Genomic DNA, 26,540 nt, shown 5'->3' on the forward strand with positions numbered 1-26,540 from the left:
TGCGGCTGAACTGGCGCGTCGCGGACACATCGCCATCCATCCGACTGTGGGTTGGTGCGCACGCGAAAAAAGGAAGGGCGCTATGGCAAATCGGTCCGCTATTCCTTGATTGTCTCGATTTACACGCCTCAGCAGGAAATAGACATCTATACGCCTGTTGCCGTGCAGGTGGGTATTGAAGTTCCAATTGAGATCTAGCCTATCGGCGCGGTATGCCCCAACGCGACGGCATGTTTACGCTGGCTTGGAGTAAGAGCGCGCCAGAAATAATGTACCTTGTTTGTCTCCATGGCAGCCAGATCGTCCATGTACCGCTTCTTTGTTAGCGTGACGTTGAAGAACGAAGGGGCGTGGTCGATACGGTTCCTGCGCAATCGCCAAAACACGACAAAGGCTTGCTTCCCGGGGTCAGTTTCTTGTTGGTTCGATAATACTCCAGCGCACCGGTAAGGATTTGCGAGTTCTCCGCCCGAGCCAGTCTCTCCAGCGCTCGGATGCAGGAATCCAACCGCATCTTCTGAACAAGCCTGTCGAGTTGCCGTTTGGCGTCCGCCGGCGTTAACCGACGGCCATTCTCGTAGACGGCAACGTTAAACTGAAGAATGCAGTGCGAGCCGACATCAAGGCTATGGTTGGTGAAGCCGTTTTGAATCTCGAAATGATATCTCAGGCCTTCCTGCCCGCAGAGGCCGCAAGTTTCGCAATCTCGTCATGGTCATGAGTCAGACCCGTGAAGCGCCATTCAGCGAAAGCTTTCGGCAATGTGTCCGCGATGGAGAGCGGAAGCATACTCTCCCTGACCCTTCTGGTGTATGTCTCCATTTTCGCAAGACCCCCATATCGAATTGCTGCGCTTACAAATTGTTCTTTCCACTGAGAATTTCTTACGGTCGCAATACGAGCGGGGCCACCTGGCAGCATACCCAAAATGTCACTCTAGCGATAGCATCTGCGGCTCCCAACGCTATTTCATGGGTGACAATCAGCTAATTAGCTGATAAGCTTCCAAAAAATCGAAGAGGTTCTATAGTATGGGTCTAGATATGTCGTCCTTTGGACGTGCCATTGCCTCCGCGCGCAAGGGGAAGGGCATGAGCCAAAAGGAACTCGCCACTAAGATCGTGAAGGAGGATGGCGAGGCGATAACGCCGCAGTACTTGAACGACATCGAACACGATCGCAGAAGCCCGTCCTCGGACCATTTGGTGGGCGAGTTTGCAAAGGTTCTAAAAATGGATCCGCTTGCCTTGTACGGCGTGATCGGGATGCTGCCGGAGCAGGACAGAAAACTGGTAAGAAAATCGACACCGGACCAGATCAATCAGGCGTTTGTCGCCTTTCGAAAGAAACTGAAGGAATAGGCAGCTTGAGGTACGTCCGCGACACGATGCATGGTTTTCGGGAGAGGCCTCATTACGAGCCCGCCGAACTTGATACCATGTTTGAAAAGCTCGTGGCGGACCACCTGCGGAGCAAGCACGGCAAGGTCGAGTTTCCTATTTCGACTGACGATATCACGACCTTGATTGAGCGGGACGTTACGGATCTGGACCAATATGCGGACCTGACCATGTATGGCGCCGGCGTTGAAGGCGTCACCGAGTTTGCCCGCGCTGGAAAGCCAAGGGTCTCGATTTCCAATGACGTCCACAGGTTCGAGAACCGGCTGCGGACCACCCTCACCCACGAATATGGGCATGTGATCCTGCACGCCTACCTGTTTGGGCTGGAGCAGCGCCAGCTACCGGTGGATGGCAAGCGGAAGCCCAACGCTATCTATTGCAAGCGGGACACAATGATTTCCGCGAGCAAGACTGACTGGATGGAATGGCAGGCAGGATACGTTTCCGGGGCAGCGCTGATGCCGAAATCCTACCTCCAGAAGATTGTTGCTGGCGTTCAGCACGCACGCAACATCTACGGCGCGTGCGAGCCTGGCGGTGCCAATGGTGAAGCGCTGATTCAGGCTGTCGTGAGTGAGTTCGCCGTCTCTCGGGAGGCGGCAACGGTTCGTCTGAAGATCCTTGGCCACCTCGGTCGGGAGCAGGCAATCGGCAATCTGTTCACCTGATCAATGCGTTAGCTACCATTGACTCTCCTGCAGGCCGGCTTATGATACGTCAATAAGCGTATCCGCTGATTGACGCGCGAGACAACGCGGGACGTATAAACTGGATGGAGAATCAGTCATGAGCGGCAACGAGGACAACACTTCCGGCCATGGGGGCGGGAATTCCGGTGGCGGAAACGCCGGAGGCGGAGGCAATCCCGGCGGCTCCGGAAACCCGGGTCACGGCGGTCCCAACGTCCACATCGAGGTTGATGGGCACAACAAGTCGGTACGGGAGGGCGACTGGCTCGTTAGCGACCTCAAGGATAAAGTTGGTGTCGACCCCGCCAAGGTGCTGGCGGAGATTACTCCGACAGGGCTCGTCGATCTTGATGACCAGGCTCGCATCGACGTGAAGGAAGGCATGCGCTTCATGAGTCATGCGCGTAAGGGCGGTTCATCATGAGCACCGGGTCGACCAATGACGGCCTCGATGAAAGTCTCCGGCCCATCGCGCAGCTGTGCGATGGGGTGGTGTCTTTCCAAACCGAGGGATGGCGAAAGTTGATCTATATGGAGAAGCTTCGCTTCAGGGTCGGTTCAAGCAGTCACGTCATGGATGCGATCCTCTGCCTCAACCACGACAACCCCGCATATCCCACGAAGCTTTATCTGGCCGCGAACGTGGGCGGCGAAGGCCTGAACTGGAACGAGCAGGCGTACCTGCTCGGCCGCAACTGGCCGACCTTTTCCTGGAAGGACGTGCCGGCAGACCAGCCATATGTCGATATTCTTGCCGCGCATCTCTCAGCGCTGAGCAAGGGAAAGGCAGCCTAGCATGTGGCGGCTTCTCTCCGGCCTATTCGGTCGTTCATCCCCGTCGCCTGCAGACCAAAGGCAGGTTGAACGTCGCGCATACGCGACATTTCGGTCCACGAGCTCGTTTATTCAGGAGGTAAGGCGCGATCTATCCCGGCCCCATGCATTCGCGCATGAGCGGGTCGGCTTCATTACCGTGCGCGCGGCGTCCGGTGCGGATGGCCTGGTTTTGCTCGCGGAGAACTATTATCCGGTCGCTGATGACGAGTATGTGCGCGACAATACTGTCGGCGCGATGATCGGCCAGGAAGCACTCCGCAAGGCGCTAGAGCTGGCGCTCTTGCAAGGCATCGGCGTCTTCCATGTGCATATGCACTTCCCTTCGGCGCGGTTGTGGTTCAGCGCCACCGATCTGCGCGAACAAGCCAAGTTCGTGCCTGACTTCTTTAAAGTTTGCCCGCAGATGCCGCATGGCGCAGTCGTTCTCAACGACAAGACTGTCGCCGGACGCATATGGACTGCCCCCACCCAAGTGAAGAACATCGATGAGTTCAACATTGTTGGCACGCGCTCAACTGTGGGGCGCGCCGCGGCCGATGGCAGCACAGATTTGTTCGCATGACAAACGACCGCGATTTTAGCCGCCAGAGCTTCCTCGGTGCACATTCCGAAGCGCTGTTCGCGAATTTGCGAGTGGCTATCGTCGGACTTGGCGGAGGTGGCTCCCACATCGCGCAGCAGCTCGCCCATCTTGGCGTCGGGCATTTCCGGCTAATTGACCCTGATGAGATCGAAGCAAGTAACCTAAACCGCCTGATTGGCGGCACTCAGGACGATGTCGATCACGAGCGCCCTAAAGTAGAGATCGCCACCCGTATGATCCTTGGCATCCGGCCATGGGCGAAAGTAACCTCCAGGCAAGCGAAGTGGCAGGAGGCGGACGACCTGATCCGTGATGCGCACGTCCTGTTCGGGTGCGTCGACGGCTATCAGCAGCGCGACTATTTGGAGACCGCCGCGCGACGTTTTGGTCTGCCATACATCGATATCGGAATGGACGTGACCAGACTGCATGATGCCAGTTTTGCGGTGGCAGGGCAGATGATCATGACCTTACCGGGCAATCCGTGCATGCGCTGCCTGGGCTTCCTGACTCCCGACAAGTTGGCGCAAGAGGAGAATCGCTATGGCGACGTGGGCATCAACCCGCAAGTGGTTTGGACGAACGGCATGCTAGCCTCGTTTGCTGTCGGTGCATTCGCAAAGCTCTTTACGCCGTGGTTTTCCGCAGAAGAAAACTATACGTGGCTGGAGTTCGACGGTAATGCTCAAACCGTCTCGCGAAGCCAACAGCCAGATTACTTCCCGCTGTTACCAGTATGCCCACATCATGGGGGGACTAACGGTCTCGGCGAATTCGGCTTCGACATTCGTCGAGCGTAGCGGGCGGCTCAGCGACCACGCTATAGAGCCCTGAGTCCGGCGACACGCTCCGCGCTCCGGGGCTACCTTGCGGCCATCGAGCAAGGCGTTCCTCTTCTGGTGGAAGCTCGAGAGATCATAGCTGCTTTCCATGCGATGATCCGCAAGAAGGCTCACGTAGAGCTTGAACCATGGTTGGAACGAGCGCGCGCAAGCCTCGTCATGTCTTTTGCCAATGGCGTCATCAAGGACAAGGCCGCTGTCAGCGCAGCGATCACGACGTCATAGTCCAATGGACAGACCGAGGGCCAGATCACCAAGCTCAAACTGGTCAAACGCCAAATGTACGGACGCGCCAAGCTCGACTTGCTACAGGCTCGGCTAATCGGCGCCACATGACCAGTGCTGCACCAAATTTGCGTCAGAGCCAATTTTGCAAGCCGAATGACACATCCAGGAGATGCGGAGCGGCTGCCCGCCAGTTACTCACGATCGCACAATGGGTGCGTTACACCGCTATCGGGGCTGTTTTGCCAACCGCGTATCGGGTCGAGTGCGCTCAAAAAGCCCACATCGTCACGCGTGGCTGCAGCAATATCTGATTGGACGTAGCTTCGGCATGGCGTCCCTGCAGACGCGGCAGTGAAACTTCGTCCAGGGATGCGGACCGTCATGAGCCGCTTGGCCGACAAGCGGGCGCTGATTGGCGGCCGCGAGCCCATCCCGGTCAACCCAATGTTTCCTCAAACAAGAGATCCGGAAGTGGGCGCTCCGAGTGCCATATACCTTTCTGCTTTACATAGTAACGACATAACGAGCTGATTTTTGGGCTGTCGCCAAGTCTCACTCGCTGACGTGAGATCTCTCCCAACTGAGCGAAGACCTCTTGCGTGTAGCCTGAGGACGACAGGAATAATCCCCCATCGGTGGCATCACGCGCATTGACCTCAACGAACGAGGTCACGTCATCCATTCCAGAACGGTTGCGTAGCCAATGCTTGATCTCAATGTAGAATACCTTGTAGATGCCTCCAGCGACGCAACGTACAATGACATCCTTGCCGCCATCCTTAGCAGGCCGCGTTAGCTCCACCGAAAACCCGATTCCGCTTACAGCGGTGGCAATCACCCTTTCTAGATCGCGCCACTCAATTTGCTCCAGAATGCGAGGATTTCGTGCAACAAGTTCGCATAGACAAGCAGCCATCGCGCGAACTACTTGCGCGACGGGAGAAGCGATCTCGGCGTCCGGGTGTTTGGCTATTTGGGCAACGACCTCTGCGAGAGCGCTCCGGAGTTCGTTGACGCCCTCTCCCGTCTTGGCGCTAGTACGGAACACAAAATCGAACCCCAGTTCTTTCGCCAGCTTTTCAAGCCGGTCGACGTTGTGTTTGCTCGTACCCATATCCTCCCGCGTCGAGACGAGGAGTCTGCGAGCAACCGATACCGATGTGTGTTCTGAAGCTGCCGAAAAGGCCTCGAGCCAACCACGTGTTGAATCACCCAACGATCCATCTTGGTGATGCGCCAGATCCACGGCGACCACGACTGCGATGGCTTCTTTCCCGTTTAGGCTGGATTTCAGCCGCGACGCCGCATAGTCGCCGGGAATGTCGTGGATTGAAACGCTGCCCTCTAGGGCAGGCAATCCTATGTCAGCTGTTATCATACTCCGCGTGCTGTATTCCTGGAATGGGTCTTCCGCGTTGCGAAGCCTCCTAAACAGGGCCGTCTTCCCTGCACCTGAGTCCCCGATGACTACGATTTCGCGATCCCTGCGTAGTTCCTCCGCTCGGAACTGAGACTTCATCCTGGCCTCCAATGTGCTGTCATCAGCATTGCGATTGAACTAAGCCGGCGGCGACGGCCGTATAACGCCGAGAACTCGAGCGGACGGTTTGAACACTTTCAAAGTCTTTCGATCAGATGAACCTCAACCGGAAATCCCATCAATTACACCCGATCAGCAACTGCCCGAGGACTGACTTTGCTGAAGAATGGGATGCTGAGAGTTCCGGATTTCTTGTACCTGTCCCGCATGATCCCAAACACCACAGTGAATTCGCTTGGAATTGGCTTCGAACGTCCGTCGGGCAAGATTGCGACCCCAAACTTCTGATCACGCACGAAGGACTCAGCCGAGACGACGCCCTGAACCCATAAGAGATTGATCGGCGCTGAGGAGTGCCTATCCTTCAACTGAATGAACTGCTTGGTCGCGGAGAGAAAATCACAGGGGTCACCCTCCAGAAATAGCAGCGCAGCACTGCTCTGGTTGACCAGCGGCTGAGCCCACCCGTTGCAAACCCTCGAACAAAACCGAACCATGTCGGCGGCACTGCGGGCGCCTGGCCAACAAGAGCCTTCCGGCTTTGGCAGGCCCTTTTAGCGCAATTCCAAACAAGGCCGCGGCCATCAATGCATGGTCGATCTGATCGAGGTCGGTCGTACGCCTCGAAAACACTACTTACTTCAAATGAGCCGCTCTTCAATACCCTAAATAGGGTTGCAACCTGAGAGCTATTCGTTATCAACGATGCCGGCTCGATACAGGTGCTTCACCGATTGGGGGCGGAGGGGCTCGTCGTCTCAATTGCAATCAGTCGCCGCTTTCGGCTGCTGGACCGGTGAGCCGCGCAATGCGCCGCACTCCGTCCCATTCTACGTCGGATACGCGTCGAGAAACTTCTCCGCTCGGTGCCTTGCTCCATCATCGCCCGCATGTTCCAGTTCGTAGATGCCGACTGCCACTCCGGACAAATCTACGGCGTACGCCACGTAGCGCATCAACGATACTCAAACCCGCTGAATGCTAGGATGAAAGGACGCAATTCTGACTGGGAGCGGTTGGCGCTCAGATGGTTCTCCTGGAGAACGGCGCCCTGATCTATTCGTGTACCAACAGCTGTCGTCGCCGTTGCGGCAGGGCTCGCACGAGCATCAACGATGCGGACCAGCTCCTGCAAGCATTCGTCTTACTCGCGGGGATGGAGACGCAAGCCTTGCTCCCAAAGGATGTTAGCTTTCATGATGGCTCGCAATCCGCATATCGACTTTACGCGTGCGAGCCCAACCAGCCCAATGTTCGGGTTGCGACCTAGCGTCGTCTTCAAACCGCTCTTGATCTGCCGCTCAGTTTGGCACGCCGTCTCCTGACGAGTGATCTCGCTTGTACATCTCGGACTCTGTTTCGAAGCTTCTCGACTTCTCTAAGCTCCGCCAGTATCGTTTGCAGACGTTCACGCAGAACCGCACAATTATAAACCTGACGAGTACCTGACATTACCTGCCCCTAGTTTGTTAAGTAGTCGGCCAATTCGCTACGCCGAAGCTCAGTGAGCTAGAGCCGAAGCCGCCAGATGCTCCCAGTACTCTGCCTCTGCGAGCAGCTTCCAGCTTCTCTCGGGATCACGCACGGCGGCCTGTCGGCATAGCAACGCCATCGCACGAAAGCGGCGCCTAGCTTCCATCGAAAACTCCCTGCTTCTGGTTTTCCCCAACCCTAGTTTTTAATATTGCGGTGGAGTCATCATGATTACTGCGCATAACTAAATTTGTCGTTCAGCGGCAGCGAGTTAAGTTCCGGGTCAAAGCGGACTATTTTCGCTTTAGGCTTCACGTCAGTTTCGAATGCTACTCTGTGCGGCGTGTCGCGCGCGCAATTGCGCAGTTCCGCGTGAGCGAGTGCAGCGCCATGAGCCGTGCTGGGCCCAGCAACATGCATGCGAAGGGCCCTGAGTAGGCATGCCTGTCAGAAACCGAAGCGACGACCGCTCAGGATCCTCCCTAGTTGGTCCTTTGCCCAGCACCTGAACTTTACTGGCGATCAGCCCGGCGCAAATGCCGGGCTCATTCATCAAGCTCATTTTGCGGCACGCAGCTTGAACGAACGACCAAGTGCGCTGGCTACCAAGTCTTAGCAATTTCTGAATTGCCGCAGCAGTCTCGCTCAGGATTAGTCCTCAGGAACGCTTTCCCTTCCTTCGGCCCCGCGATGCTCTGACGCTCGGGGATCTGCTGCGGGCGATGGCGCGACTCGCGCTCACGGGGAACCGAGCGTTCAGAGGGATTGCGGCCGATACTAGCTTGGAGCTCGACAAGACCGGTGAACACGTCGGCCTGGCGGCGCAGCTCGTCGGCGATGATCGAGGGCTGGCTCGTGATCGTGGAAACAAAGTGACTCGCACGCGACGGCGCTGCAAGCATACTGTTGATCGGACGATCGTGTGTATTAACATCCTCCGAAGATTTGTTGTCGAGAGTCGCAAGGCGAACGGACAGCTCTCCTGTCGTTGGACATAGTGGTATCGGGACTGGATTGAAGCTCATCAAAATTGACCGGTCTTGAGGCGGAAAAACTTCCACTACGAATTACTGTGGCGCAACCAGCCTTTCGGGAAATCACTTCGAGTTGAGAATTGGAGACAGCAGCTGTGAGTGAAAGCTGAAGTGAACGGAACAAACGGCTTCGCGATGCCACCGTTCGGATCTTGCGTTGCTCGGTGTGCTCCGTGATTGTTCCGAGCAGGGCGTCGCCCACGCGCGAGAGGGCTGCGAGAAGATCAAAGCCGCGTCAGAGGATATGGCTGAAGCGCTGCGCGAGACCTATTCGGGAAATGCCAGGAGCGCGACACACTACGGGCTCAAGGTCATCCAGATCTCGAACCTTAATACCGCCTCTGCGATCGATTTCTTCGTCCAAGGCAAGTCGGCAGCGGATGTCGTCACTTCGTCTGCGGTGCAAACGTGCAAGACTTTCGATAGCGCATCCGTCCAAAGCAAGGACTTGTGGGACCTTACCCAGAAGCTTGCAACCGCAACCGGCGAACCGCTCAAGAAGCGCGTCGCCAAGGTCCTTCACCGAGGCAACTAAGCGGCACTCAATTCACATCCAGGTTCGTTCAAGAGGGAGATCCGGCCGGTTCTTTCAGGGCGATCTCCACGTGTTTTCCTGAAACTCCGTTTCGCAGCGCGGCAACACTTGAGTAGCGCTGGCCGCCAACTAGGTCAGGTTCGCGCTCCTATCGCTAGCCAATGCGACCCGATATCTTGTCGGGTGATTAAGTCTTGATGTGGATTTTTGAGAACTCTGCAAATGTGATTGCGCTTCCGGTGGGGAGCTTTGTTCATGCAAATCGATTTGAGGTGGGCCGCGCGCAGCCTGGCGAGTGACGCTGAGGTGGCTGAGGTGGAGGACTGCTCCTCCGATCTTACACCTTCGAGCGAACCCGCCGCCGCGAACGACAGTGCCGAAAACACGCACTGGCCCTTCATTCCATTTCCTGACGGCTGGTACGCGACGTCTTGAAACGATCCAGATCAGAGCCTTGGCCGCGGGTCGCTCCGCAGCAGATCGACCGTTCAGCGGTCCCGTTTTGGCGGCGGTATCGCCGCGGCCCCTTCCGGTTCGCGCCTACCACTCCCGCGGCCTTCGCCCATCCGTGCCGGCTTAGGTGGCGGCGGATCAGGTATTTATGGATTTCAAGCGTCGCCAGAAGAACTGCCAAGGCGCGCCGAAGTTAGGAGCGATCGTGTCCCCTGGCGTGGTGTAGCTGGCGGTGGATCACCGCGTTCGCCGGCAAGGGCCGGGCCGGTCAGTTGGCGATGGCCGGAAGGCTGACGGTTGGATCATCGCTCAATGGGGCGATGGTTTCCAGCGTCATGTAGCGGGCGCGCTGGACGGCCCATTCATCATTTTGTTCGAGCAGGATGGCTCCGATGAGGCGGACGATCGCATCCTCATTGGGGAAGATGCCGACCACCTCGGTCCGCCGCTTGATCTCGCCGTTGAGGCGCTCCATCCATAACGTGTGTCGCGACATTTTATGCGACCAAGGTTCGGGATTTAGCCTCTGATCGCGGGTAGCTCCGCTGCATCGCGTGTCTTTGCAAGAGAAAATGGATATTAGGGACAGTTGTTCGCAAACGACCTTCCCCGCGAAGACGCGCCTGCGCCGAACGAAGAGTTCGAGGCGATGACGGTCATTCAAATCGGGATCAATCATAGATGAAGCGGGAGACCGATGCCAAACAGTGACGGACGTTCCCCTTAGGAAGAACGCCTCTCAACAGATCCTAAGCGCAAATTCCATCTCACCAGTGCCGATGGTGCGTGCGGCCGCTTGAAAGCTCCTCGTCGGCCGTCGACCTGTTAACCGTGTCAACTCAGATCTGGGATCTGCCGCTGGTGGCATTTCGGGGCGCGTTTGTGCCGCGTGCGCCAAGGATCGTAGCAAGCGGCGAGAAAGAAGATCCGGCGTCCGCCGCGTAGGTTCCACAAGGGGCACCGGATCACATGGACAAGGGGCGGACGTGTCAGTTCGAAACCGCCTGCTGCGTGCTAATCGGCAGGAATGCACGAGCGGTCGAAAGAATTCGTCTCGGCAAAAACCAGCTCGTTGCTGATGATGAAAGAACGACCGGAGCTCCGCAGGATGCGCAGTTGAACTATGTCGGTCCTAAATGTAGCGGTCGCGACTCGCGAGCGAGGAGCGCGGAACTGCGCTGATCGACATGCATGCCCTCGCGCGGGTCCTCAATGTAGCGCGTTGGCACCACCTTTTGGATTTCTGCCGCGATTCTCAAACGGCTGCCTGGAGGTGCTTGAGGGCATGGCCACGCCTGTACGGGTGTCCATCGGGCCGCGCCTTCAACGGCCGAGACGGGCTCCCCACCTTGTGTCCCCATTAGTGGTGCAGTAACTCTTGTATTTCAGCTTAAGTCCGCCATATGGACTATCTCAAATGCCAATTGAACTATCTCAAAATTCATGCAAGCTTAGGATTGCCATGCGCCGCTCCAGTGGGAACAGCGCCAATGCGATCTATGAGGACGAGAAATGCTTAGAAGCTGGGATGAGGCGATCAACCTCATCAAAGAGCGCATCGATGGGACGGCCCGACAGGTAGGCGAGGGATTTCCTCATTGGGCCGATCCGAATACCGGCATATGGCGGACGACCGAAAATGGGGATTGGACGGGTGGTTACTGGCTCGGAATGCTGTGGCTGATTTCCCGAGATGGGTGCGGTGAGCGATATCGTCGCCTGGCCGAGACCGTTTGTGCGCGCCTCGCGCCACGGGTGACCGCCGACACGGCCTTCAAAGCCGCTACCTTCTACTATGGCGCCGGACTGGGTTCGCTGCTTGCGGGGAGCGAGTCCGCTCGCGCAATGGGTCTCGCTGCGGCGAACGACCTCAAGCGACGTTTCGATCCTTCGCTCGGTCTGGTTCCGTTGGGAGCCCAAGCAGAAGAGGGCGCGCATGTCGGCGCGACGGCGAGCAGCATCGACAGCCTAGTGGTTTCCCTGTTGCTTTTCTGGGCGGCGCGGGAATCCGGTGACGAGGAGATGAAGGGCATCGCTACGCGTCACACATCCAGGGTGCTCGCGCTTCATCAACGCGAGGATGGCGCCTTCATCCAATCCTCGAAACTCGACCCGAAGACGGGAGAGCTTCTGGAGCGCTACACCCACAAGGGTTACGGCGCAAACAGCGTTTGGGCGAGGGCACAGGCATGGGGCGTGTTGGGCGCGACGATCAGTTGCCTTTCGGGCGGCATTGACGAGCGCTTGCTTGCCGCCGCAACGAAGGGGGCGGATTGGTGGATAGACCACGTACCCGCCGACGGCGTTTCGTACTGGGATTTCGATGACCCCGCGGCTCCGAACACGGAACGGGACACCGCTGCTACCGCCTTCATGGCGTCGACCTTATTGAAGTTGAGCTCGATCGCGCCATCCGAGAGCCTGCGTCGGAAATATCGCGACGCCGCGGAGAAGGCCGCGACTGCGCTAGTGGGAGGCTATCTCACGCCGGTACGGTCCGACGACCGAAGGTCCCTCGGCATGTTGGTCGAGGGGTGCTTCAACAAGAGAGAAGATTCCCGACCCGAGGATTTCATCAACAACGCCGAATTGATCTTCGGCAGCTACTACCTATTCGAGGCGCTGCACATCCTTAGCGGTCGCCTGCGACCGTCCGACGTTTAGGGAGCCCGGTAATGCGATTGCTTCAATTCAATACTGCGGAGGGACGTCGGCAGGTGGGCGCCATCCTAAAGAATGGTGCCGAGCCGATCGTGGTCAGGAATGCGGCGGGCGTCCGCGACCTCGCACTCGAAGCCGCGCGTAGGGGCGCGTCTCTGGAACAACTTGTTTCGGAACGCGGGTTTGAGGGAGAAGTCGACTACGATACACTCATCGCCGAGAAGAGACTGCTCCCGCCGCTTGATCATGTGGAGCCTTCCCGCTGCATCATTTCGGTGACGGGTCTGACCCATCTCGGAAGCGCCGAGTCGCGCGACGCCATGCATGCGAAGTTGGCCGCTGCCGATCTCTCCGACACGATGCGGATGTTCAAACTCGGCCTCGACGGCGGCAAGCCGAGCCCTGGCACCATCGGGGCGCAGCCCGAGTGGGCGTACAAGGGAGACGGTTCATGGGCAGTGCCTCCTGAACATGCGTTAGGGCTGCCGTCATGGGCTGAAGATGGCGGAGACGAAGCGGAGGTCGTGGGCCTCTACGTCATCGGCGATCGCGGAGAAGTGTTGCGCGTGGGCTTTAGTCTTGGCAACGAATATTCCGATCACGTGATGGAGCAGCGCAACTACCTTTATCTCGCCCATTCGAAGTTGCGGCAGTGCTCCTACGGCCCAGAGGTCCTTCTCGGTCCACTGCCGAATGACGTTAACGGCAGCGTCCGCGTCACGCGGTCGGGCTCGACGGTCTGGTCCGCCAAGTTCATCTCGGGCGAGGACAACATGTCCCACGCGATAGGCAACCTCGAGCACCATCATTTCAAGTATCGTCATTTTCGTCGGCCCGGCGATGTGCACGTGCACTTCTTCGGTGCGAGCGTCTTGAGCTTCGCTTCAGGAGTGATGCCGCAGAGCGGCGACGTCTTCGAGGTGGAAGCCGAGGCCTTCGGTCGGCCGCTGCGTAATCCGATGATCGCCGACGAAAAGACGGAGCTTATTTCTGTTAAGGTCTTGTAGCGGGGTACGTGGGGCGTTCGCGAAGCCGGCCGGCCACTTCACTTCGGGAATGGCCAGGCCGGCCGGCTTTCTCAAATCTGTTGAAAATCAGCAACTTCTCGCCCAAATTCGCGATCGCGAGCTGGGCTTCGGAAGTGGAGGTCCTGTAAGATAAGCGACTACAATGCAAAAATGGTACCCCGAAATACAACCCGGCAACGCCCCGGCCTTTCTCCGTTTGCTTGAGGCGATCGAGAAGGACATTTCGTCAGGGACGCTTGCGAGCGGGACGAAGCTTCCGACGCAACGCCACTTGGCCGAGCGTGTTGGTCTCAGCGTGGGTACCGTGATCAAGGCCTACGCGGAGGGGCAGCGCAGGAGCTTGCTCGTCGGTCACGTGGGCCGAGGGACTTTCGTCGCAGAACAACGACAGAACTCTCAGGCGCGCGGGCGGGTCGTCGACCTCAGCCTGAACATACCGGGTCCTTCCATCTTGCCGAAGGTCCTTGCCGAGAGCACCTGGACCTTTCCCAGCGACATCTCAAATTACGTCGGCTACCTTTCGCAATCGGGCGTACTCGACCACCGCAATCAATTTGCCAGGTTGTTGCGCGAGACGGGCTTCGACACATCACCCGACAATCTTGTCATCACCAATGGCGCGCTGCACGGTATCTCTCAGACTCTGAGCGCGATTTGCCAGCCCGGAGACAAGGTATTCGTCGAGGCGACCACCTATCACGGCATGAAATCCTACGCTCATTTCGCCAAGCTCGATTTGGTCGGGCTTGCTATGGACGAGGAAGGCCTCGTTCCGGACGCGTTCGAGAAGGCGGCGGCGTCCGGCGTCGCGCGCGTGCTGTTCACGATGCCGACCGTGCAGAGTTCGACCGCCGCGATCATGGGTGCGGCGCGTCGGCAGGAAATCGTTCGGATCGCGCGCAAGCACGATATCCTGATCATCGAAGACGATGCCTATGGCTTTCTTGACGAGGCCAGCGTTCCGTTGGCATCCTTGGCGCCGGAGCGGACGTTCTACGTCAACACCCTCTCCAAATGCCTGGCGCCCGGCCTCAGGCTGGGCATGCTGGTGGTGCCGGAGCAATACATTCCCCGCATTCATCAGGCCATGCGGGCAACTTGTTGGATGGCTTCCCCGATCTCATCCATGATCGCTTCCGAGTGGATCGAAAACGGCACGGCTGCGAGGGTTCGCCAGTCTCTGATCCAAGAAGCGAAAAATCGGGTTCAGCTCGCTTCGCAGATTCTGCGTCCGTACGTCCGGGCAGGTCATCCGACAAGCTTTCATGTCTGGCTCGATCTTCCGAGCCAATCCGTCGAACAGGTTGCCGCACGCGCGCTGCAGCGTGGCGTGATCACCACGCCCACGTCCGCTCTCCTTGTTGATCCGACGCTGATCTCCGGCTTGCGGATCTCGATCGGCGTTCCCGAGCGGCTCGAAGACCTCGAATGGGCCTTGCGGCAGTTGGCCAGTGCGCTTGAGATCGGCCACGCAGCGGATATGTCCATCATCTGAGACCGGAATGCGGCGGGCGCACTCCGGTCCGATTGCCGATGTCGGCGATCGCTATGCTTCAGACGGTCCCGTCGAAGGAATAGGACGTCTTCACCGTCGTGTAGAACTCGGCGGCGTAGCGGCCCTGCTCGCGCGGTCCATAGGACGAGCCCTTTCTACCGCCGAACGGTACGTGATAGTCAACGCCCGCCGTCGGCAGGTTCACCATGATCATCCCGGCCTCAGCGTTGCGCTTGAAGTGGCCCGCGTATTTCAAGCTCGTCGTACAGATGCCGGAAGACAGCCCGAACGGTGTATCGTTCGCAATTTCGAGAGCTTCTTCGTAGCTTCTAGCGCGGATCACCGTCGCCACCGGCCCGAAGATCTCCTCGCGAGCGACGCGCATTCCGTTGTCAACGTCCGTGAAGAGCGCGGGAGACAAGTAGAAGCCGGGCGCATCTCGTTTCAACAGATCGCCTCCGGTGACGAGCCTCGCTCCTTCATCCTGGCCGAGGCGGATGTAGCGTAGATCCTGGTCGAGCTGGCGTTGATCGACGACCGGACCGATATGCGTCCCGGTCTTACATGCGTCGTCCACGACGAGGGATATCATGCGTTTCGTCATCGCAGCAACAAAAGCGTCGTGGATGCCATCCGTTACGATCAGGCGAGACGAGGCGGTGCAACGCTGACCGGTCGAGAAAAAGGAGCTGTTCACCGCGCATTCGACGGCAACGTCGATATCAGCGTCGTTCAGCACGACCATGGGATTCTTACCGCCCATCTCGAGTTGAACTTTCTTCATTGGATCGGAGGCCATGCATGCTCGGGCGACGTGTTTTCCCGTCGAGACCGAACCCGTAAACGAGATGGCCGCGATCTTGAAACTCTTCAGCATGGCTTCGCCTATGATCGAGCCGTGCCCCATCACGAGGTTGAACACTCCCGACGGGATCCCCGAGCGGGCGATGATCTCGGCTAATTTGTGTGCCGATCCCGGCACCAATTCCGCCGGTTTTAATACGATCGTGTTTCCGTAGCCAGTGCAGGAGCGATCTTCCAGGCGGGGATTGCGATCGGGAAATTCCAGGGCGTGATAAGCCCGATGACACCCAACGGCTCTCGCGTGATTTCGACGCCCACGCCCGCACGAACCGACGGCGCGTTCTCACCTGCGAGGCGCAGACATTCACCGGCGAAGAACTGGAATATCTGTCCGGCGCGCGTGACCTCACTTATCCCTTCCGGGAGTGTCTTGCCTTCCTCACGGGAGAGCAGACGCCCGAGTTCCTCCTTGCGACAGAGGATCTCGGTCGCGATCGCATTCAGGCAGTCGTGCCTGGTCTGGATGGTCGATCGTGACCAATTCCGGAACGCTTCGGATGCTGCGTTGATCGCTCGCTCGACGTCGATGGGTGACGCAAGCGCATAGTCCCCGAGAATGTCGTTCGTGTTCGAAGGGTTCACGTTGGCAGCAGCATCCGCTGCGGCGGTCCATTCTCCGGCGATGTAATTCAATGTCATCTCGTGTCCATCCATGTGGGAGGGGGCGCCCTGCGGGGACGAGCAACTGGGCAAAAACCAAATTCCGGTGTAATTCTGTTTTCACACATATTGGGATATAGCAATGTATAATTGAGCTGTAGTAATAATTGACCGCCCGGAAGATGTGCAGTAGCGTTCGGATGTCGCTCGGTCGGCCAAGAACCCGTTTTAGGAGAGGATGCCCAATGAACGCTCAACCCAACGGCAAATCGCTCACCGCCAAGGCTGGTGCCCTGAATGGCATCGTCGTGCTGGAAGTGGGGATGGTGATGCAGGTTCCGCTGGCCTGCCAAGTTCTGGGCGACCTCGGGGCGGACGTCATCAAGGTGGAGCGGCCGCAAGGCGACATCACGCGCGGTCTCGACTTCGAAGCCACGCGCCTGGGCGGTATGAGTTCTTACTACGCGGCAATGGGGCGCAACAAGCGGTTGCTGTCGCTGGATCTCAAAAATCCGGCGGCGAAGGAGATCCTGCTTCAGTTGGTCGACAAGGCCGATGTCCTCATGCACAACTTCCGGCCGGGCGTCATGGAACGCCTAGGCCTCGGCTACGCCGAACTGAGCGCCCGCAATCCGCGACTGGTCTACGCCGCGGGCTTCGGCTTCGGCGAGAGCGGGCCTCTTGCTGATAGACCAGGCCAGGATATGTTGGCTCAGGCGTTCAGCGGAATGGCCCGCGGTGGGCTGCAAGACAACGAGCCGCCTCACCTGACCAATTCGCCCATCGTCGATTACGGCGCGGCCATGTCTCTTGTACAAGGGGTTCTCGCCGCTCTCATCGAGCGGCAGACTTCGGGCCACGGCCAGATCGTCTCGACGTGCCTGTACGACGTAGCGCTCGCGATGCAGCTTTGCGAGGTCGCGAGTGAAAGCATCTACGGCACGAAGACCAATTGGATCAAGCAATCGATCTTCTTCAAGACGTCGGACAGTTGGGTGTCCGTGGTCATGTTGTTTCGGGACAACCCGCTGGGCCTCATGTGCAAGGCGCTGGAACTGCCGGACATCAGCACGCGACCGGAGCTTTCGTCTCTGAGCGGGCAGGTTGAGCACCTTTCTGTCGTCAAGGCACACTGTGAAAAGACGATTGCGGCGCTCACGACGGAAAAAGTGGTGCGAAAGCTGTCCGAGGTCGATCTGCTCTGCATGCCGGTCAATGAAATTGCCGACGCCGTCGCTCAGGAGCAGACTGCACACAACGGCATCATGTGGGACGTGGAAGTGCCGGGCCGCGGGACCGTGCCTCTCGTCGGCCTTCCAGTGCGTCTGTCGCGAACTCCGCCCGGGGTGCGCATTCATCCGGCGCCAATCGGCGCGGCCACCGACGAAGTTCTGTGCTCGTTCGGATTCAGTGTCGAGGCCATCGCCGAGGCGCGCGGCAAGAAAGCTTTCGGTTGATCTGGCACGGTCCTTTCACACGATCGGACTCAATGAAAATCCAATTGGAACCCGAGTACGCCCAATGACCACGTCGGACCTCGTCATCGCGACAACGCCGTCTCCGCATGTTCGACTGTTGAATATGAACCGACACGCGAAGCGCAACGCGCTGAGCAACGAGCTCATCGCGGCGATCGCTGGCGCTTCCCGAGCCGCCGTCGCCGACAAGGATATCCGTTGCATCGTTCTTACGGGCGGCGACGCGTTCTTCTGCGCCGGCGCAGACATCAAGGAGATGCAGCAGCGTGGATTCGAAGCCATCAACAATCCGGACAGGCGGAACGATTGGCGGGACATCACGAACTGCGTGAAGCCGATGGTCGCGGCGGTCGAAGGCATCTGTTTCGGTGGTGGGAACGAACTCGCCATGCTCGCTGACGTCGTCGTGGCGGGCGAGAGCGCTCAGTTCGGGCAACCGGAGATCAACATCGGTGTCATTCCCGGGGATGGGGGTACGCAGCGCCTGACGCGTGTGGCGGGAAAATCTTTGGCGATGTTGATGGTCCTCAGCGGCCAGCCTATCTCCGCCCGGACCGCGCTGCAGGCCGGACTCGTTGCGGACATTGTCCCGACCGGGACGGCGACGGCGAGCGCCCTCGAGATCGCCAGCATCATCGCGCAGAAGCCGCCACGTTCGGTCGAGCTCGCGAAATCGGCGGTGCTCGCTGCCTACCAGACGCCTCTTGACGCCGGCGTTGAGTTCGAGCGCCAAGCCATCCGGGTCGCCTTCACGACCGCGGACCAGCAGGAAGGGATGGATGCGTTCTTCGAGAAGCGGTCCCCGGACTATCGGGGACGCTGAGCGCTTCAAACCGAACGCTCTAGGTCCGAGACGCAGGGCGCCGCTTTATCCCGGGAACTCAGCGACAAGTCATTCGGCCACAAGATCTCGCGCACATTGATGATGCTTACCTCCGCCGCGCAGTTTGATTTCTCGTTGATCGCTTTCGTGAACGTGTAGGTCGCGGTGACGGTTTCGCCGAGATGCACCCCACGCAGGAATCGCAGCCAATCGTATCCGTAAGACAGAACGGGACGAGCGCATCGCCGTTCCGACGCCCACCATCAGGCTAACCAGCAACTCGCCCTGGACGACGCGACCGCCCACTCCGTTGTGGGCTGGGCAACGCTTCGTCGAGATGATTGATGAGAGTCCAGTGTGATGTCGGCGAACGCGATCACGTCGTCCTCTCCGATTCTCGATGGAGACGGATCTTCCGATCAGCTCGTCCAGCGAAGATCTGCCTTTCATGGCGCCTCCTTTTCGAAATCAGAATCTCTCGCGTTGCGCGATGCGGCCCGATCGGCGCCGTGAGGTCTCCGCTCGCGCCTGGAGCGAGTGAATTCTCCGGAAGAGGCGAACGAAAGCATGTCCCCCCGGAGCAGCGGATCGAATGAGATATATCAATTTCCAGAAAGGACGAAATTTGCGGTCAATTTGCTATCGCATAATCAATTACTTAAGGCGCTGAGGACTATCGCTGTAGAAGTGGACGAACTTCGATTTCCGACTTGAAATGTAGCAAGACGACATTGATACACTTCAATATTGACATTGGGCTATATGCGTGGTGTGCTCTTGAAGCGAAAGGGTAGGGCATCAGATCGCCCGGCCTTCGACAGGATCGCGAGAGCGACGTTCGTTTCCGCTTTCCCTACTGCGGACTTGCAGCAGACCGCAGCAATGTGCCGCCAACAAAAAAGACCATCACGACGCGCAAAGCGCGTGAGCAGAAGGAGAGGAACAATGACTCTGGCGAGGGGCCTGCACGCGCCTACTTTTTGCCAAGTTCGGAAGAATCGCCTCGACGGCGCTCGTCCTGGAAACTTCAAAAGGATTTGCCAAGAGCGGCGGGACGACGCGCGAATGCGCTCCCGGCCTGTCGGAGCGAACGTCGCCGACGTTCGATGACCGCTCATTCCGCATCCGGCTCTTCGATGAGCCTCATCAATTCATTCTGACAATCGGAAGCAGCATCGATGCAAGCCTCTGTACAAACTTTCGACGACAACTCCATTGAACTGGAAAAGCCCGTTGCGACAAAGTCGATGACCCTTGGGCTTGGCGGCGGCGTCGCTCTCGAGTTCTACGACTGGCAACTCTACGGCTTCATGGCGGCGTTTCTGTCGCCACACTTCTTTCCCGCTACCGATCCGGTCGTATCTCTGCTCGCCGGGCTCGCAGTTTTCGGAGCCGGCTTTGCCGCTCGTCCTATCGGTGCAGCGATTCTCGGCCCGGTCGCGGATCGCATCAGCCATAAGACAGTGATGATGGTTGCCGTGTCGGCGATGGCGCTTTCTTCGCTGCTGATCGCACTACTGCCGGGCTACAAGGACCTCGGCATCGCCGCCACGATCATACTGGTCACTCTCCGTTTGGTCCAAGGCTTGGCCGTCGGCGCCGAAGCAGGTGTCGCGAATGCGATCGCGATCGAATTGGCACCGCCCGGACGGGAGGGGCGCTACCTCGGCCTGATCAACGGCACCTTCATCATGGTGGGCTCGATCGGAGCCAGCTTGGTCGCCTTCCTCGTCAGCGCCGCCGTTAGCCCGGAAATCATGAAAGATTGGGCTTGGCGAGTTCCGTTCGGCGTTGGTGGCGTTCTCGGTCTGCTGATCATCTATCTCCGTCAAACCCTTCCCGAAACCTTGATTGCCCGCGCCATGCATCATGCGGACGAGGATTCGCGTATACAAGATACGACCGGAGGAGTTTGGAAGGCACTCTGGAAGGCGCGGCTGTCGCTGCTCGCGGCAATTCTGGTGGTCGGCAGCGTGCAGCTTGCGAACTACACATACAATTTCGGCCTGCCCAATATCGCTAACGGCGTGTTCAAGGAGAACAGCACCTACGTGTACGGCATCGTGACGCTTATGGGCGCCATCTGGATGGTGTTCTCGCCAGCGATCGGCGCCTTCGCGGATAGGATCCGGCCCTCGCGCGCATTCATCATGATGCGGTTGCTGCTTATTCCCTCGTTCTTCTTGCCGCTGTTTTATTCTGAGAAGAACATTGTGGTCTATTCCGTTATCATGCTGGTGGGCGGCACACTGGTCGGCTGCAACATGGCGCTGTACAATTTCATTGCAACTACCTTGATGCCGAGAAACGTCCGGACTACCGGAGTTGCTCTGGGTTACGCCGTCGGAGCGACGATATTCGGCGGTACAACGCCATTCCTGCTGCTTTGGCTCCAGCGCTCGAATCTCTCTTGGATGTTTCCGGTCTATGGCACGGCCATCGCACTGCTCAGCATCGCGGTGTATGTGATCGCTAAGAAGCGGGGCGGCGTCTACGTCGGAGACTAGGCGTTTGGACCTATTCGAGCGCGCCGCATCATCGCGGCGCGCTCGGCCTGCCGTCCTCGGCGATTGCCGCCGAATTGCGCGCATTTCGTCTACGATATCGCATCGTCAATTGCGAACAGGGCCAACGTGCTGTGAGTTCCTCAGCGAGCGAAGGCGCAGCGGGTGCCGACAGCGATGCCTGCGGCGGCGTGAGTTGGTTGAGGCGAATGCGAAGATCAATGGTGGTTCAGAGTATCTAGCCAACATAACGTTCCGCGCATTACCATTACGTCTCCGGGGCATGGACCTGAATTTGTGAGTACTATAGTTGCCCATGTCTTCCCGCCTTTGCACAATACTGCGGGGCCCGAGCGGGATCTCTTTTCGGCCGACGCGACGATCTTCAACGTGGCGGCCTTAGGCCGTGTCGAACGTTGAATTGCTAACCCAGTAGAGCTTTCATGTTTATCGCGGGGTCTGCGAGAGCCTCTGCCCTGGGGCTAAGCTTCCTACTGATCATAATCTCGGTAAAACGTATTCCTCTCGCTACAGAGCCCGGCTCCCGAATCCGAACGCGGCCTCGAGGCGTCCGTCGGCGGCTTAGGTAAAACAAGATCTGGCGCCTTGCGCCGAGGTCTCTGATGACGGGCACTTCTCGTTCCGGACAGAGTCCGAGGATTTGCAGTGTCTGGTCGTATTGATCTGACCCAAAACCAGGGAATGTCCTCGTAAGGACGGTCTCGCCTAGCATGTTCGTTGCCGCAGCTGCTTTTGCCGCTGCGCGTTGCGCGATGCCTCCAGCCTGATGCGCTTTTTATAGAGGCGATCCGCAGTCAGCCACCGCCAAAACGTGCGGAACCGAAGCCGCGAGCATCTCCCCGGAACGATGCCTTCGTCGACCGCTAATCCGGCCGTTTGCTCAAGCTCGATATTCGGCGTCGCACCGACCCCAACGATCGCCAAATGGGCCAGATGCGAGCGACCACCTGCAATCACCACGTTGGAACGTCCTTCGCTGACATCGATACATTCGGCGACAGCGCCTGGTTCGATGCGCACGCCAGAACGTTCGTGCTTGAGCGCGATCAGCTCAGCATAGAAGCTGGCACTGCCGGAAGAGGCCGTTCGCTTCGATGCTGGCAGCCGCACGTTTGTATTGTTCGCTCTCCGGGAGGAGGCTATTCCGCAATCGACGGCCATTGCTCTCACGAGAAAGTCCATCTTGCGGTGGGGGATCATCGGGTGCCCTAAGCATTTCGGGACCTTCGATTACCGAACCGGCAAGTCGCGTGCACTGCCACCATGCGTCGACCTGCGCAGCTACGAGCTAAAGGTCGAAAACGGCACCGTCTTCATCGATATCTAAGCGTAGCCAAAGGCCGGAATGCAAGACAATGTCGAAGCAGAGTTTTTATGCTACAGTCACTTTGGGCCATGGAACTGCGCGAGCCCGATGGGGTCGAACGTTCTTCGACCATAATATCGCGATGGTCCGGGAGGCGGGCTCGACGGCATCAGCACCTGATGCACTGATCCCGCGCGTCGCCCCGATTGCGTGTGCCCTAGCCGGCTCAGGACTTGCAGTCGAGTGCATGTGCTTTCACGATCGATCACTTGAAAGCTGCCATTGATCTCGCTCGGCAGCTCGAGGTCTTCCATCTCCAGCCTGACATCCGCCCGCGCCGTATCGCCGACTGTATACCGTCGCGGGAAGGTGGGATCAGGGTGACGCGAGATGCGGGCATACCGATCTACTCCGAAACGCATCGCAATAGGATGACGACGGATCTACTCGGATCAGGTTCCAGAGATGTGCATGCTAGCTGATCTCTCACACTTCCTGCTCGGCCGCGTATTCTGGTATCCGAACTCGGACGAAAACGAAGCGCTGGTGCGGCAGGTACTCGAGCGCAACGTCGCAACCGCCTCGCCCTGTTGCGAGCGCTTGTAAGTCTGCTCGTTGTCGTCGAACTCACGGACAACCGTTCGGCGCGGTCAAGAACGTTGATCATCGGCAGATGAGATCGTCGGGTCGGCTTCAATGCGGCTCGTCCACTCGCATCCCAGTCAGAAATTGAAGAGGGCGCCGCGCGGGTCCAAAGGTCCCGCTTGCCATGTGGCGGGACCATCTGATTCGATCGTGCTCCTCTGTGAAAAGGCGATAGGCTGAAGCAGCTGCTCGATCAGGACTCGAGTGCTGGATCAGAACGCCTAGCGCGGCTCGAAATCGTCATGCTCGCTCATGCGAGGGGGCCGCGTCGCACACAGGCTTGAGCCCCAATGTGTGGTGGGACGATAGGATCACAGGCCCAGAGTCGGAGCTTGGCTCTTTTCGCACTAACGCGTCGCGCTTCAGACAACGTGTCAGGAATCGGATGAGGCGAGGTCAGCTAGGCAAGCCAAAAGGCTAGAATTCCGCCGCTTTGGCGGCGAGCCGTGTCGTCTAAGGACTGGTACGTCGCTTGCTTAGTGAGAAGCGGAACCACGTCTTCACGCCCTGGCGGTTAATACATTCGGCTGTGATGAACCCGGGACATCGGTTCTTTGAATAAGAGGGCTAGTAACATGTCCGGTGTTGCCGCTGCGTTTCTATGCTCTTCAAACAACTCACGGGCGACGGTTTATGATCGCCTGGAGCACATGATTTCGAAACTTGCGCTTCGTGGGCAGGCGGGTGTCGGCGTTGCGGCGTTCATGCACAACGAAGGGATTCGATATGCGAGAGCGCTTCGATCATCATGCGGCTCCGCGCGCATTGAGCCCTATCAACAGGATCCAAATTTTAAGCCCCATGTTGCAATCGCCCAGATTCGTAGCCGATGCCGCGGAACCAGCGATGGCGGCGAACTTCCGCCACTTCACCACAATGCGGGCACCACCCACCATTTGGCAGTTTCGTTGGATGGAGCTTTGGTCAATGCCCGTGAACTCAGGGGGGAATTGCTTGCCCATGGCTATAGGTTAGGCGGCAACACAGATGCCGAGCTCTTGCTCAAATGGATTGAACGCACTTGTGAAAGAGACTATTGGCGGCACGGTCTGCCCGTTAGTTATGAAAACGTCTTGCGCGACGTTGATGACCGTATTGATGGTGCTATTAGCGCGCTCTTACTGGACGGTGAAGGAACTCTAGTTGCATACCGTAATCGACGTGGTTTGCGACCATTGGAAACTATGCAAACAGATGACGGCTTCTTGCTATTTGCTTCGGAAAATTGTGCCTTCGCCGGTCTAGAGGGTAAGACGCAGCAAGTCTTACCGGGACACATCAAGTATGTAGACGGAAAAACGGGGGGCTGTGTTGATCGTTCCGTGAGCAACAGGCGACACAAAGCCAAACTCTGCGCCTACGAATCTCTTTATCTGGGAAATCCAAAAACGTCGGTTGAAGGCCAATCGCATTTCGAAACCCGGTACAACATCGGTGTCGCCCTTGGTGGCCTGGTTGCGCACCGATTGCAAGGAGAGCCAGGCTCCCCGCTCACAATCGTTTCCTCGATGCCGCATGCCGGAGGACCGTACGCTGATGGTCTGTTTGCATCTCTCGCCGAATACGGCCTGTTCGCCCAGCGTCGGGAAGTAGTCGCAACGCAATTCCTTCAGCGAACTCTCATCGGTACACCCAGCCAGCGAAAGTCTCGCATTGCTCAAAAGTACCGCATCTCGGGACCTAGCGTTGCTAAAACCACGATAATCATTGCCGACGAGGCCCTCATTCGGGGCGACACCAGTCAGGCTGTTACGAATATGTTGCTAGCCGCTGGCGCCAAAGCCGTACATTGGGCGATCGGTTCGCCGCCATACTGGCTCCGAACTACTATGGCATGGGCATCGATACACTAGATGAGTTGGCATTCTGGCAGATATGGAAACGATTGCCACCCGAACAGCGCACGCAAAGCCTTCGCTTTCACAAGATGGAGCCACAAGTTCTCAAAATCATCGAAAGTCGTATCGCCACGTCCATCAACGCAGCCACGATAACGTATCTGCCGTTTCCACTTCTAGTGTCGCTGTTGCCAGGCAGCCAAGACGGCGTCGATTTGTCACCGTTTACATTTGAGATGCCAACCCCTGCGGGGCAGCGGCGCGCGAATGAGAACTTGCACGAATTAGTGGCCGATCTTCCCTATTCGGAATCAATCCCTGCTTGAGGTCAGATCATGAAACCCGTTCTCGTCTTCGATTGGAATGGCACGCTGCTCGACGATGCCTACGCACTGCTCGAAACAACCAATGCGATACTAGATCGCTTTGGTCGTGCAGCGATCGACATGAAGACGTTTCGGGAACATTGCGACGTTCCGCTATCTCTTCTTTATCGCAGTCTGGGACTGTCGCAAGACGAGCTTGCGACGGTGGATCGCGATGGCAGTGCAATCTTTCACGACGCCTATGAACGTCTTGCCGATAAAGCCGATCTGCGCGAGGGCGCGCGCAGAGTCTTGGAGTTGGCGCGTCGAGAAGCGGCTTCGTCCATCATCGTGAGCAACCACATAGTCGACCCTCTGCGCTCCCAGTTGAGAAGACTTGGAATCAATGACTACATCGACGACGTGCTCGCCTTCGAAAGCCGCGACACTCAATACAAATCGATGAGCAAAGGAGAGCGGCTTCGTCTGTACATGCAGAAGAAAAACTTGAAGCCGGCCTCAACCGTCATTATCGGCGATATGCCGGTTGAAACGGATATTGCACGGAATCTCGGACTGATAAGTGTATCTATTACCGGGGGATTCGTTTCTGAGTCGCGCTTGCGGGCGGCAAGTCCGGACTACACGATTAAGAACCATCATGAGCTGTTGCCAATCCTACGAAGCCATGGGTTTTTGCGGAATGCATAAATCATGATTGGCAAGGGATCATCACACAACGTCGCTCCTAAACGGTGAGGCAGAGAATAGACCTGATCGGCGTTGGACGACCGGTATGGGCATCAGCCTGTTGCGTCAGCAAATTGTTTGCATCTCAAAGCCAACAAGAATCGCTTCGGTGCGGATCGCTTGACTGGTGCGGGCTCATGAACATCCGTCAATCGCTGAGTTGGCGCGACATGTAAGTGCCGTTCTGTTATCCTCGCCCTCCAGCCGCGAGGTTGAGGCGGTCTGCCTTGGGCAAGACGGACTGTTCGTCCATATGCCCGAGGAGGTTTAATGATTGACTGCTCGACGTCGTATCCTGCTTCGACGGTTGCACTCGCTGAGCAAGCCCAAAAAGGCGGCCTGAGCTTTATAGATGCTCCACTGACGCGGAGCCCCGAACAAGCAGAGTTAGGCCGCCTCTACGCGATCCTAGGATTGAATGAAAAGCGTTTTCCTGCGGCTGAACGCATTCTTGCCGCATTTTGTGAGACCGTTCTTCATGTCGGCGATGTCGGACGAGGTCACAGGTCAAGCTTGTTTACAACAGCATGACGATGGGGATAGCGGCGGTAGCCGCGGAGGTTTGCCAATTTGGGTGCGGTCCTGACATCGTTCTCGTAATGCTC

Annotated in this window: 22 protein-coding genes and 5 pseudogenes; 20 read left to right on the forward strand and 7 right to left on the reverse strand. The window is 57.9% G+C overall.

From position 1 onward, the window contains the following. The first annotated feature begins 1,043 nt into the window (after positions 1-1,043). The 7 genes and pseudogenes from BRA1417_RS0108860 to BRA1417_RS45315 all read left to right on the forward strand — a co-directional run. Complete coding sequence (locus BRA1417_RS0108860) at positions 1,044-1,361, forward strand: helix-turn-helix domain-containing protein (RefSeq protein ID WP_256379225.1); 318 nt, start codon at positions 1,044-1,046, stop codon at positions 1,359-1,361. 77 nt (positions 1,362-1,438) lie between these two features. Beyond that, the gene (locus BRA1417_RS0108865) at positions 1,439-2,071 is read left to right on the forward strand and encodes an ImmA/IrrE family metallo-endopeptidase (RefSeq protein ID WP_198034796.1); all 633 of its coding nucleotides are present in this window, start codon (positions 1,439-1,441) and stop codon (positions 2,069-2,071) included. Positions 2,072-2,189: 118 nt separating this feature from the next. Continuing rightward, positions 2,190-2,516, forward strand: a complete 327-nt coding sequence (locus BRA1417_RS42220; RefSeq protein ID WP_084462136.1) for a hypothetical protein — start codon at positions 2,190-2,192, stop codon at positions 2,514-2,516. Next, positions 2,513-2,887, forward strand: a complete 375-nt coding sequence (locus tag BRA1417_RS39595) for a hypothetical protein (RefSeq protein ID WP_035968396.1) — start codon at positions 2,513-2,515, stop codon at positions 2,885-2,887. The genes BRA1417_RS42220 and BRA1417_RS39595 overlap by 4 nt, the downstream gene beginning before the upstream one ends. Position 2,888: 1 nt before the next feature. Beyond that, complete coding sequence (locus BRA1417_RS39600; RefSeq protein WP_198034797.1) at positions 2,889-3,491, forward strand: hypothetical protein; 603 nt, start codon at positions 2,889-2,891, stop codon at positions 3,489-3,491. Beyond that, complete coding sequence (locus BRA1417_RS0108885; RefSeq protein WP_027515535.1) at positions 3,488-4,312, forward strand: ThiF family adenylyltransferase; 825 nt, start codon at positions 3,488-3,490, stop codon at positions 4,310-4,312. The genes BRA1417_RS39600 and BRA1417_RS0108885 overlap by 4 nt, the downstream gene beginning before the upstream one ends. A 66-nt stretch (positions 4,313-4,378) precedes the next feature. Next, positions 4,379-4,690, forward strand: a pseudogene (locus BRA1417_RS45315) (transposase); the annotation flags it as partial. A 328-nt stretch (positions 4,691-5,018) separates the two neighbouring features. Here the strand turns inward: BRA1417_RS45315 and BRA1417_RS41645 are convergent. From BRA1417_RS41645 to BRA1417_RS45320, 3 genes and pseudogenes are all read right to left on the reverse strand, one after another. Beyond that, positions 5,019-6,101, reverse strand: coding sequence for a restriction endonuclease (locus BRA1417_RS41645; RefSeq protein ID WP_051448287.1), 1,083 nt, complete (start codon positions 6,099-6,101; stop codon positions 5,019-5,021). Positions 6,102-6,244: 143 nt separating this feature from the next. Then, positions 6,245-6,619, reverse strand: coding sequence for a DUF6119 family protein (locus tag BRA1417_RS0108900; RefSeq protein WP_027515536.1), 375 nt, complete (start codon positions 6,617-6,619; stop codon positions 6,245-6,247). 1,578 nt (positions 6,620-8,197) lie between these two features. Continuing rightward, positions 8,198-8,493, reverse strand: a pseudogene (locus tag BRA1417_RS45320) (hypothetical protein); the annotation flags it as partial. Positions 8,494-8,795: 302 nt separating this feature from the next. On the opposite strand from BRA1417_RS45320, the gene BRA1417_RS0108920 reads away from it, so the two are divergent. Continuing rightward, complete coding sequence (locus BRA1417_RS0108920) at positions 8,796-9,164, forward strand: phasin family protein (RefSeq protein WP_245286343.1); 369 nt, start codon at positions 8,796-8,798, stop codon at positions 9,162-9,164. 721 nt (positions 9,165-9,885) lie between these two features. Here the strand turns inward: BRA1417_RS0108920 and BRA1417_RS46130 are convergent. Then, a pseudogene (locus BRA1417_RS46130) lies at positions 9,886-10,101 on the reverse strand (transposase); the annotation flags it as partial. A 1,028-nt stretch (positions 10,102-11,129) separates the two neighbouring features. On the opposite strand from BRA1417_RS46130, the gene BRA1417_RS0108940 reads away from it, so the two are divergent. The 3 genes from BRA1417_RS0108940 (at position 11,130) to BRA1417_RS39620 (ending at position 14,801) form a co-directional block, all read left to right on the forward strand. Next, positions 11,130-12,281, forward strand: a complete 1,152-nt coding sequence (locus tag BRA1417_RS0108940; protein WP_027515542.1) for a hypothetical protein — start codon at positions 11,130-11,132, stop codon at positions 12,279-12,281. Positions 12,282-12,292: 11 nt separating this feature from the next. Further along, the gene (gene araD1 / locus BRA1417_RS0108945; RefSeq protein ID WP_027515543.1) at positions 12,293-13,285 is read left to right on the forward strand and encodes an AraD1 family protein; all 993 of its coding nucleotides are present in this window, start codon (positions 12,293-12,295) and stop codon (positions 13,283-13,285) included. Between the two features lie 163 nt (positions 13,286-13,448). Continuing rightward, positions 13,449-14,801 carry a PLP-dependent aminotransferase family protein gene (locus tag BRA1417_RS39620; protein ID WP_063628379.1) on the forward strand — a complete coding sequence of 451 codons (1,353 nt, stop codon included), beginning with the start codon at positions 13,449-13,451 and terminating at the stop codon, positions 14,799-14,801. Between the two features lie 58 nt (positions 14,802-14,859). Here the strand turns inward: BRA1417_RS39620 and BRA1417_RS39625 are convergent. Next, positions 14,860-16,304 (reverse strand): annotated as a pseudogene (locus BRA1417_RS39625) (aldehyde dehydrogenase family protein). A 206-nt stretch (positions 16,305-16,510) separates the two neighbouring features. Here BRA1417_RS39625 and BRA1417_RS39630 point away from each other — a divergent pair. The 3 genes from BRA1417_RS39630 to BRA1417_RS0108980 all read left to right on the forward strand — a co-directional run bounded on the left by BRA1417_RS39630 (position 16,511) and on the right by BRA1417_RS0108980 (position 21,073). Next, positions 16,511-17,722, forward strand: coding sequence for a CaiB/BaiF CoA-transferase family protein (locus tag BRA1417_RS39630; protein WP_051448289.1), 1,212 nt, complete (start codon positions 16,511-16,513; stop codon positions 17,720-17,722). Further along, positions 17,676-18,566, forward strand: a complete 891-nt coding sequence (locus tag BRA1417_RS0108965) for an enoyl-CoA hydratase-related protein (protein ID WP_245286152.1) — start codon at positions 17,676-17,678, stop codon at positions 18,564-18,566. Before BRA1417_RS39630 ends, BRA1417_RS0108965 begins: the two co-directional genes overlap by 47 nt. A gap of 1,178 nt (positions 18,567-19,744) precedes the next feature. Next, entirely contained in the window at positions 19,745-21,073 is a 1,329-nt protein-coding gene (locus BRA1417_RS0108980; RefSeq protein WP_027515546.1) for an MFS transporter, read from the forward strand. 421 nt (positions 21,074-21,494) lie between these two features. Here BRA1417_RS0108980 and BRA1417_RS46135 read toward each other — a convergent pair whose 3' ends face one another. Beyond that, complete coding sequence (locus tag BRA1417_RS46135) at positions 21,495-21,803, reverse strand: oxidoreductase C-terminal domain-containing protein (protein ID WP_084462138.1); 309 nt, start codon at positions 21,801-21,803, stop codon at positions 21,495-21,497. Continuing rightward, positions 21,797-22,201 carry a hypothetical protein gene (locus tag BRA1417_RS43680; protein ID WP_027515547.1) on the reverse strand — a complete coding sequence of 135 codons (405 nt, stop codon included), beginning with the start codon at positions 22,199-22,201 and terminating at the stop codon, positions 21,797-21,799. Before BRA1417_RS43680 ends, BRA1417_RS46135 begins: the two co-directional genes overlap by 7 nt. Here BRA1417_RS43680 and BRA1417_RS45325 point away from each other — a divergent pair. From BRA1417_RS45325 to BRA1417_RS42235, 6 genes and pseudogenes are all read left to right on the forward strand, one after another. Beyond that, a pseudogene (locus BRA1417_RS45325) lies at positions 22,155-22,418 on the forward strand (Rieske 2Fe-2S domain-containing protein). The gene BRA1417_RS43680 and the pseudogene BRA1417_RS45325 overlap by 47 nt on opposite strands. 450 nt (positions 22,419-22,868) lie before the next feature. Then, positions 22,869-23,003 carry a hypothetical protein gene (locus BRA1417_RS45960; RefSeq protein WP_256379146.1) on the forward strand — a complete coding sequence of 45 codons (135 nt, stop codon included), beginning with the start codon at positions 22,869-22,871 and terminating at the stop codon, positions 23,001-23,003. 614 nt (positions 23,004-23,617) lie between these two features. Beyond that, the gene (locus tag BRA1417_RS39650; RefSeq protein ID WP_245286153.1) at positions 23,618-24,895 is read left to right on the forward strand and encodes a hypothetical protein; all 1,278 of its coding nucleotides are present in this window, start codon (positions 23,618-23,620) and stop codon (positions 24,893-24,895) included. Beyond that, a complete protein-coding gene (locus BRA1417_RS45330; RefSeq protein WP_245286154.1) occupies positions 24,877-25,206 on the forward strand; it encodes a hypothetical protein in 330 nt (109 codons plus the stop codon). Before BRA1417_RS39650 ends, BRA1417_RS45330 begins: the two co-directional genes overlap by 19 nt. Before the next feature lie 9 nt (positions 25,207-25,215). Continuing rightward, positions 25,216-25,896 carry an HAD family hydrolase gene (locus tag BRA1417_RS0109010; RefSeq protein WP_027515550.1) on the forward strand — a complete coding sequence of 227 codons (681 nt, stop codon included), beginning with the start codon at positions 25,216-25,218 and terminating at the stop codon, positions 25,894-25,896. Between the two features lie 261 nt (positions 25,897-26,157). Then, positions 26,158-26,466, forward strand: coding sequence for an NAD(P)-binding domain-containing protein (locus tag BRA1417_RS42235; protein ID WP_256379226.1), 309 nt, complete (start codon positions 26,158-26,160; stop codon positions 26,464-26,466). The last annotated feature ends 74 nt before the right edge of the window (positions 26,467-26,540 follow it).

The sequence above is a fragment of the Bradyrhizobium sp. WSM1417 genome, assembly GCF_000515415.1.
Classification (GTDB): Bacteria; Pseudomonadota; Alphaproteobacteria; order Rhizobiales; family Xanthobacteraceae; genus Bradyrhizobium.

Bases quoted from the DNA above. Each gene is read 5' to 3' on its own strand.
- BRA1417_RS0108860 (WP_256379225.1), top strand. From the start codon at position 1,044: ATGTCGTCCTTTGGACGTGCCATTGCCTCCGCGCGCAAGGGGAAGGGC.
- BRA1417_RS0108865 (WP_198034796.1), top strand. From the start codon at position 1,439: ATGTTTGAAAAGCTCGTGGCGGACCACCTGCGGAGCAAGCACGGCAAG.
- BRA1417_RS42220 (WP_084462136.1), top strand. From the start codon at position 2,190: ATGAGCGGCAACGAGGACAACACTTCCGGCCATGGGGGCGGGAATTCC.
- BRA1417_RS39595 (WP_035968396.1), top strand. From the start codon at position 2,513: ATGAGCACCGGGTCGACCAATGACGGCCTCGATGAAAGTCTCCGGCCC.
- BRA1417_RS39600 (WP_198034797.1), top strand. From the start codon at position 2,889: ATGTGGCGGCTTCTCTCCGGCCTATTCGGTCGTTCATCCCCGTCGCCT.
- BRA1417_RS0108885 (WP_027515535.1), top strand. From the start codon at position 3,488: ATGACAAACGACCGCGATTTTAGCCGCCAGAGCTTCCTCGGTGCACAT.
- BRA1417_RS41645 (WP_051448287.1), bottom strand. From the start codon at position 6,101: ATGAAGTCTCAGTTCCGAGCGGAGGAACTACGCAGGGATCGCGAAATC.
- BRA1417_RS0108900 (WP_027515536.1), bottom strand. From the start codon at position 6,619: ATGGTTCGGTTTTGTTCGAGGGTTTGCAACGGGTGGGCTCAGCCGCTG.
- BRA1417_RS0108940 (WP_027515542.1), top strand. From the start codon at position 11,130: ATGCTTAGAAGCTGGGATGAGGCGATCAACCTCATCAAAGAGCGCATC.
- araD1 (WP_027515543.1), top strand. From the start codon at position 12,293: ATGCGATTGCTTCAATTCAATACTGCGGAGGGACGTCGGCAGGTGGGC.
- BRA1417_RS39620 (WP_063628379.1), top strand. From the start codon at position 13,449: ATGCAAAAATGGTACCCCGAAATACAACCCGGCAACGCCCCGGCCTTT.
- BRA1417_RS39630 (WP_051448289.1), top strand. From the start codon at position 16,511: ATGAACGCTCAACCCAACGGCAAATCGCTCACCGCCAAGGCTGGTGCC.
- BRA1417_RS0108980 (WP_027515546.1), top strand. From the start codon at position 19,745: ATGCAAGCCTCTGTACAAACTTTCGACGACAACTCCATTGAACTGGAA.
- BRA1417_RS46135 (WP_084462138.1), bottom strand. From the start codon at position 21,803: ATGCTAGGCGAGACCGTCCTTACGAGGACATTCCCTGGTTTTGGGTCA.
- BRA1417_RS45960 (WP_256379146.1), top strand. From the start codon at position 22,869: ATGCTAGCTGATCTCTCACACTTCCTGCTCGGCCGCGTATTCTGGTAT.
- BRA1417_RS39650 (WP_245286153.1), top strand. From the start codon at position 23,618: ATGTCCGGTGTTGCCGCTGCGTTTCTATGCTCTTCAAACAACTCACGG.
- BRA1417_RS45330 (WP_245286154.1), top strand. From the start codon at position 24,877: ATGGGCATCGATACACTAGATGAGTTGGCATTCTGGCAGATATGGAAA.
- BRA1417_RS0109010 (WP_027515550.1), top strand. From the start codon at position 25,216: ATGAAACCCGTTCTCGTCTTCGATTGGAATGGCACGCTGCTCGACGAT.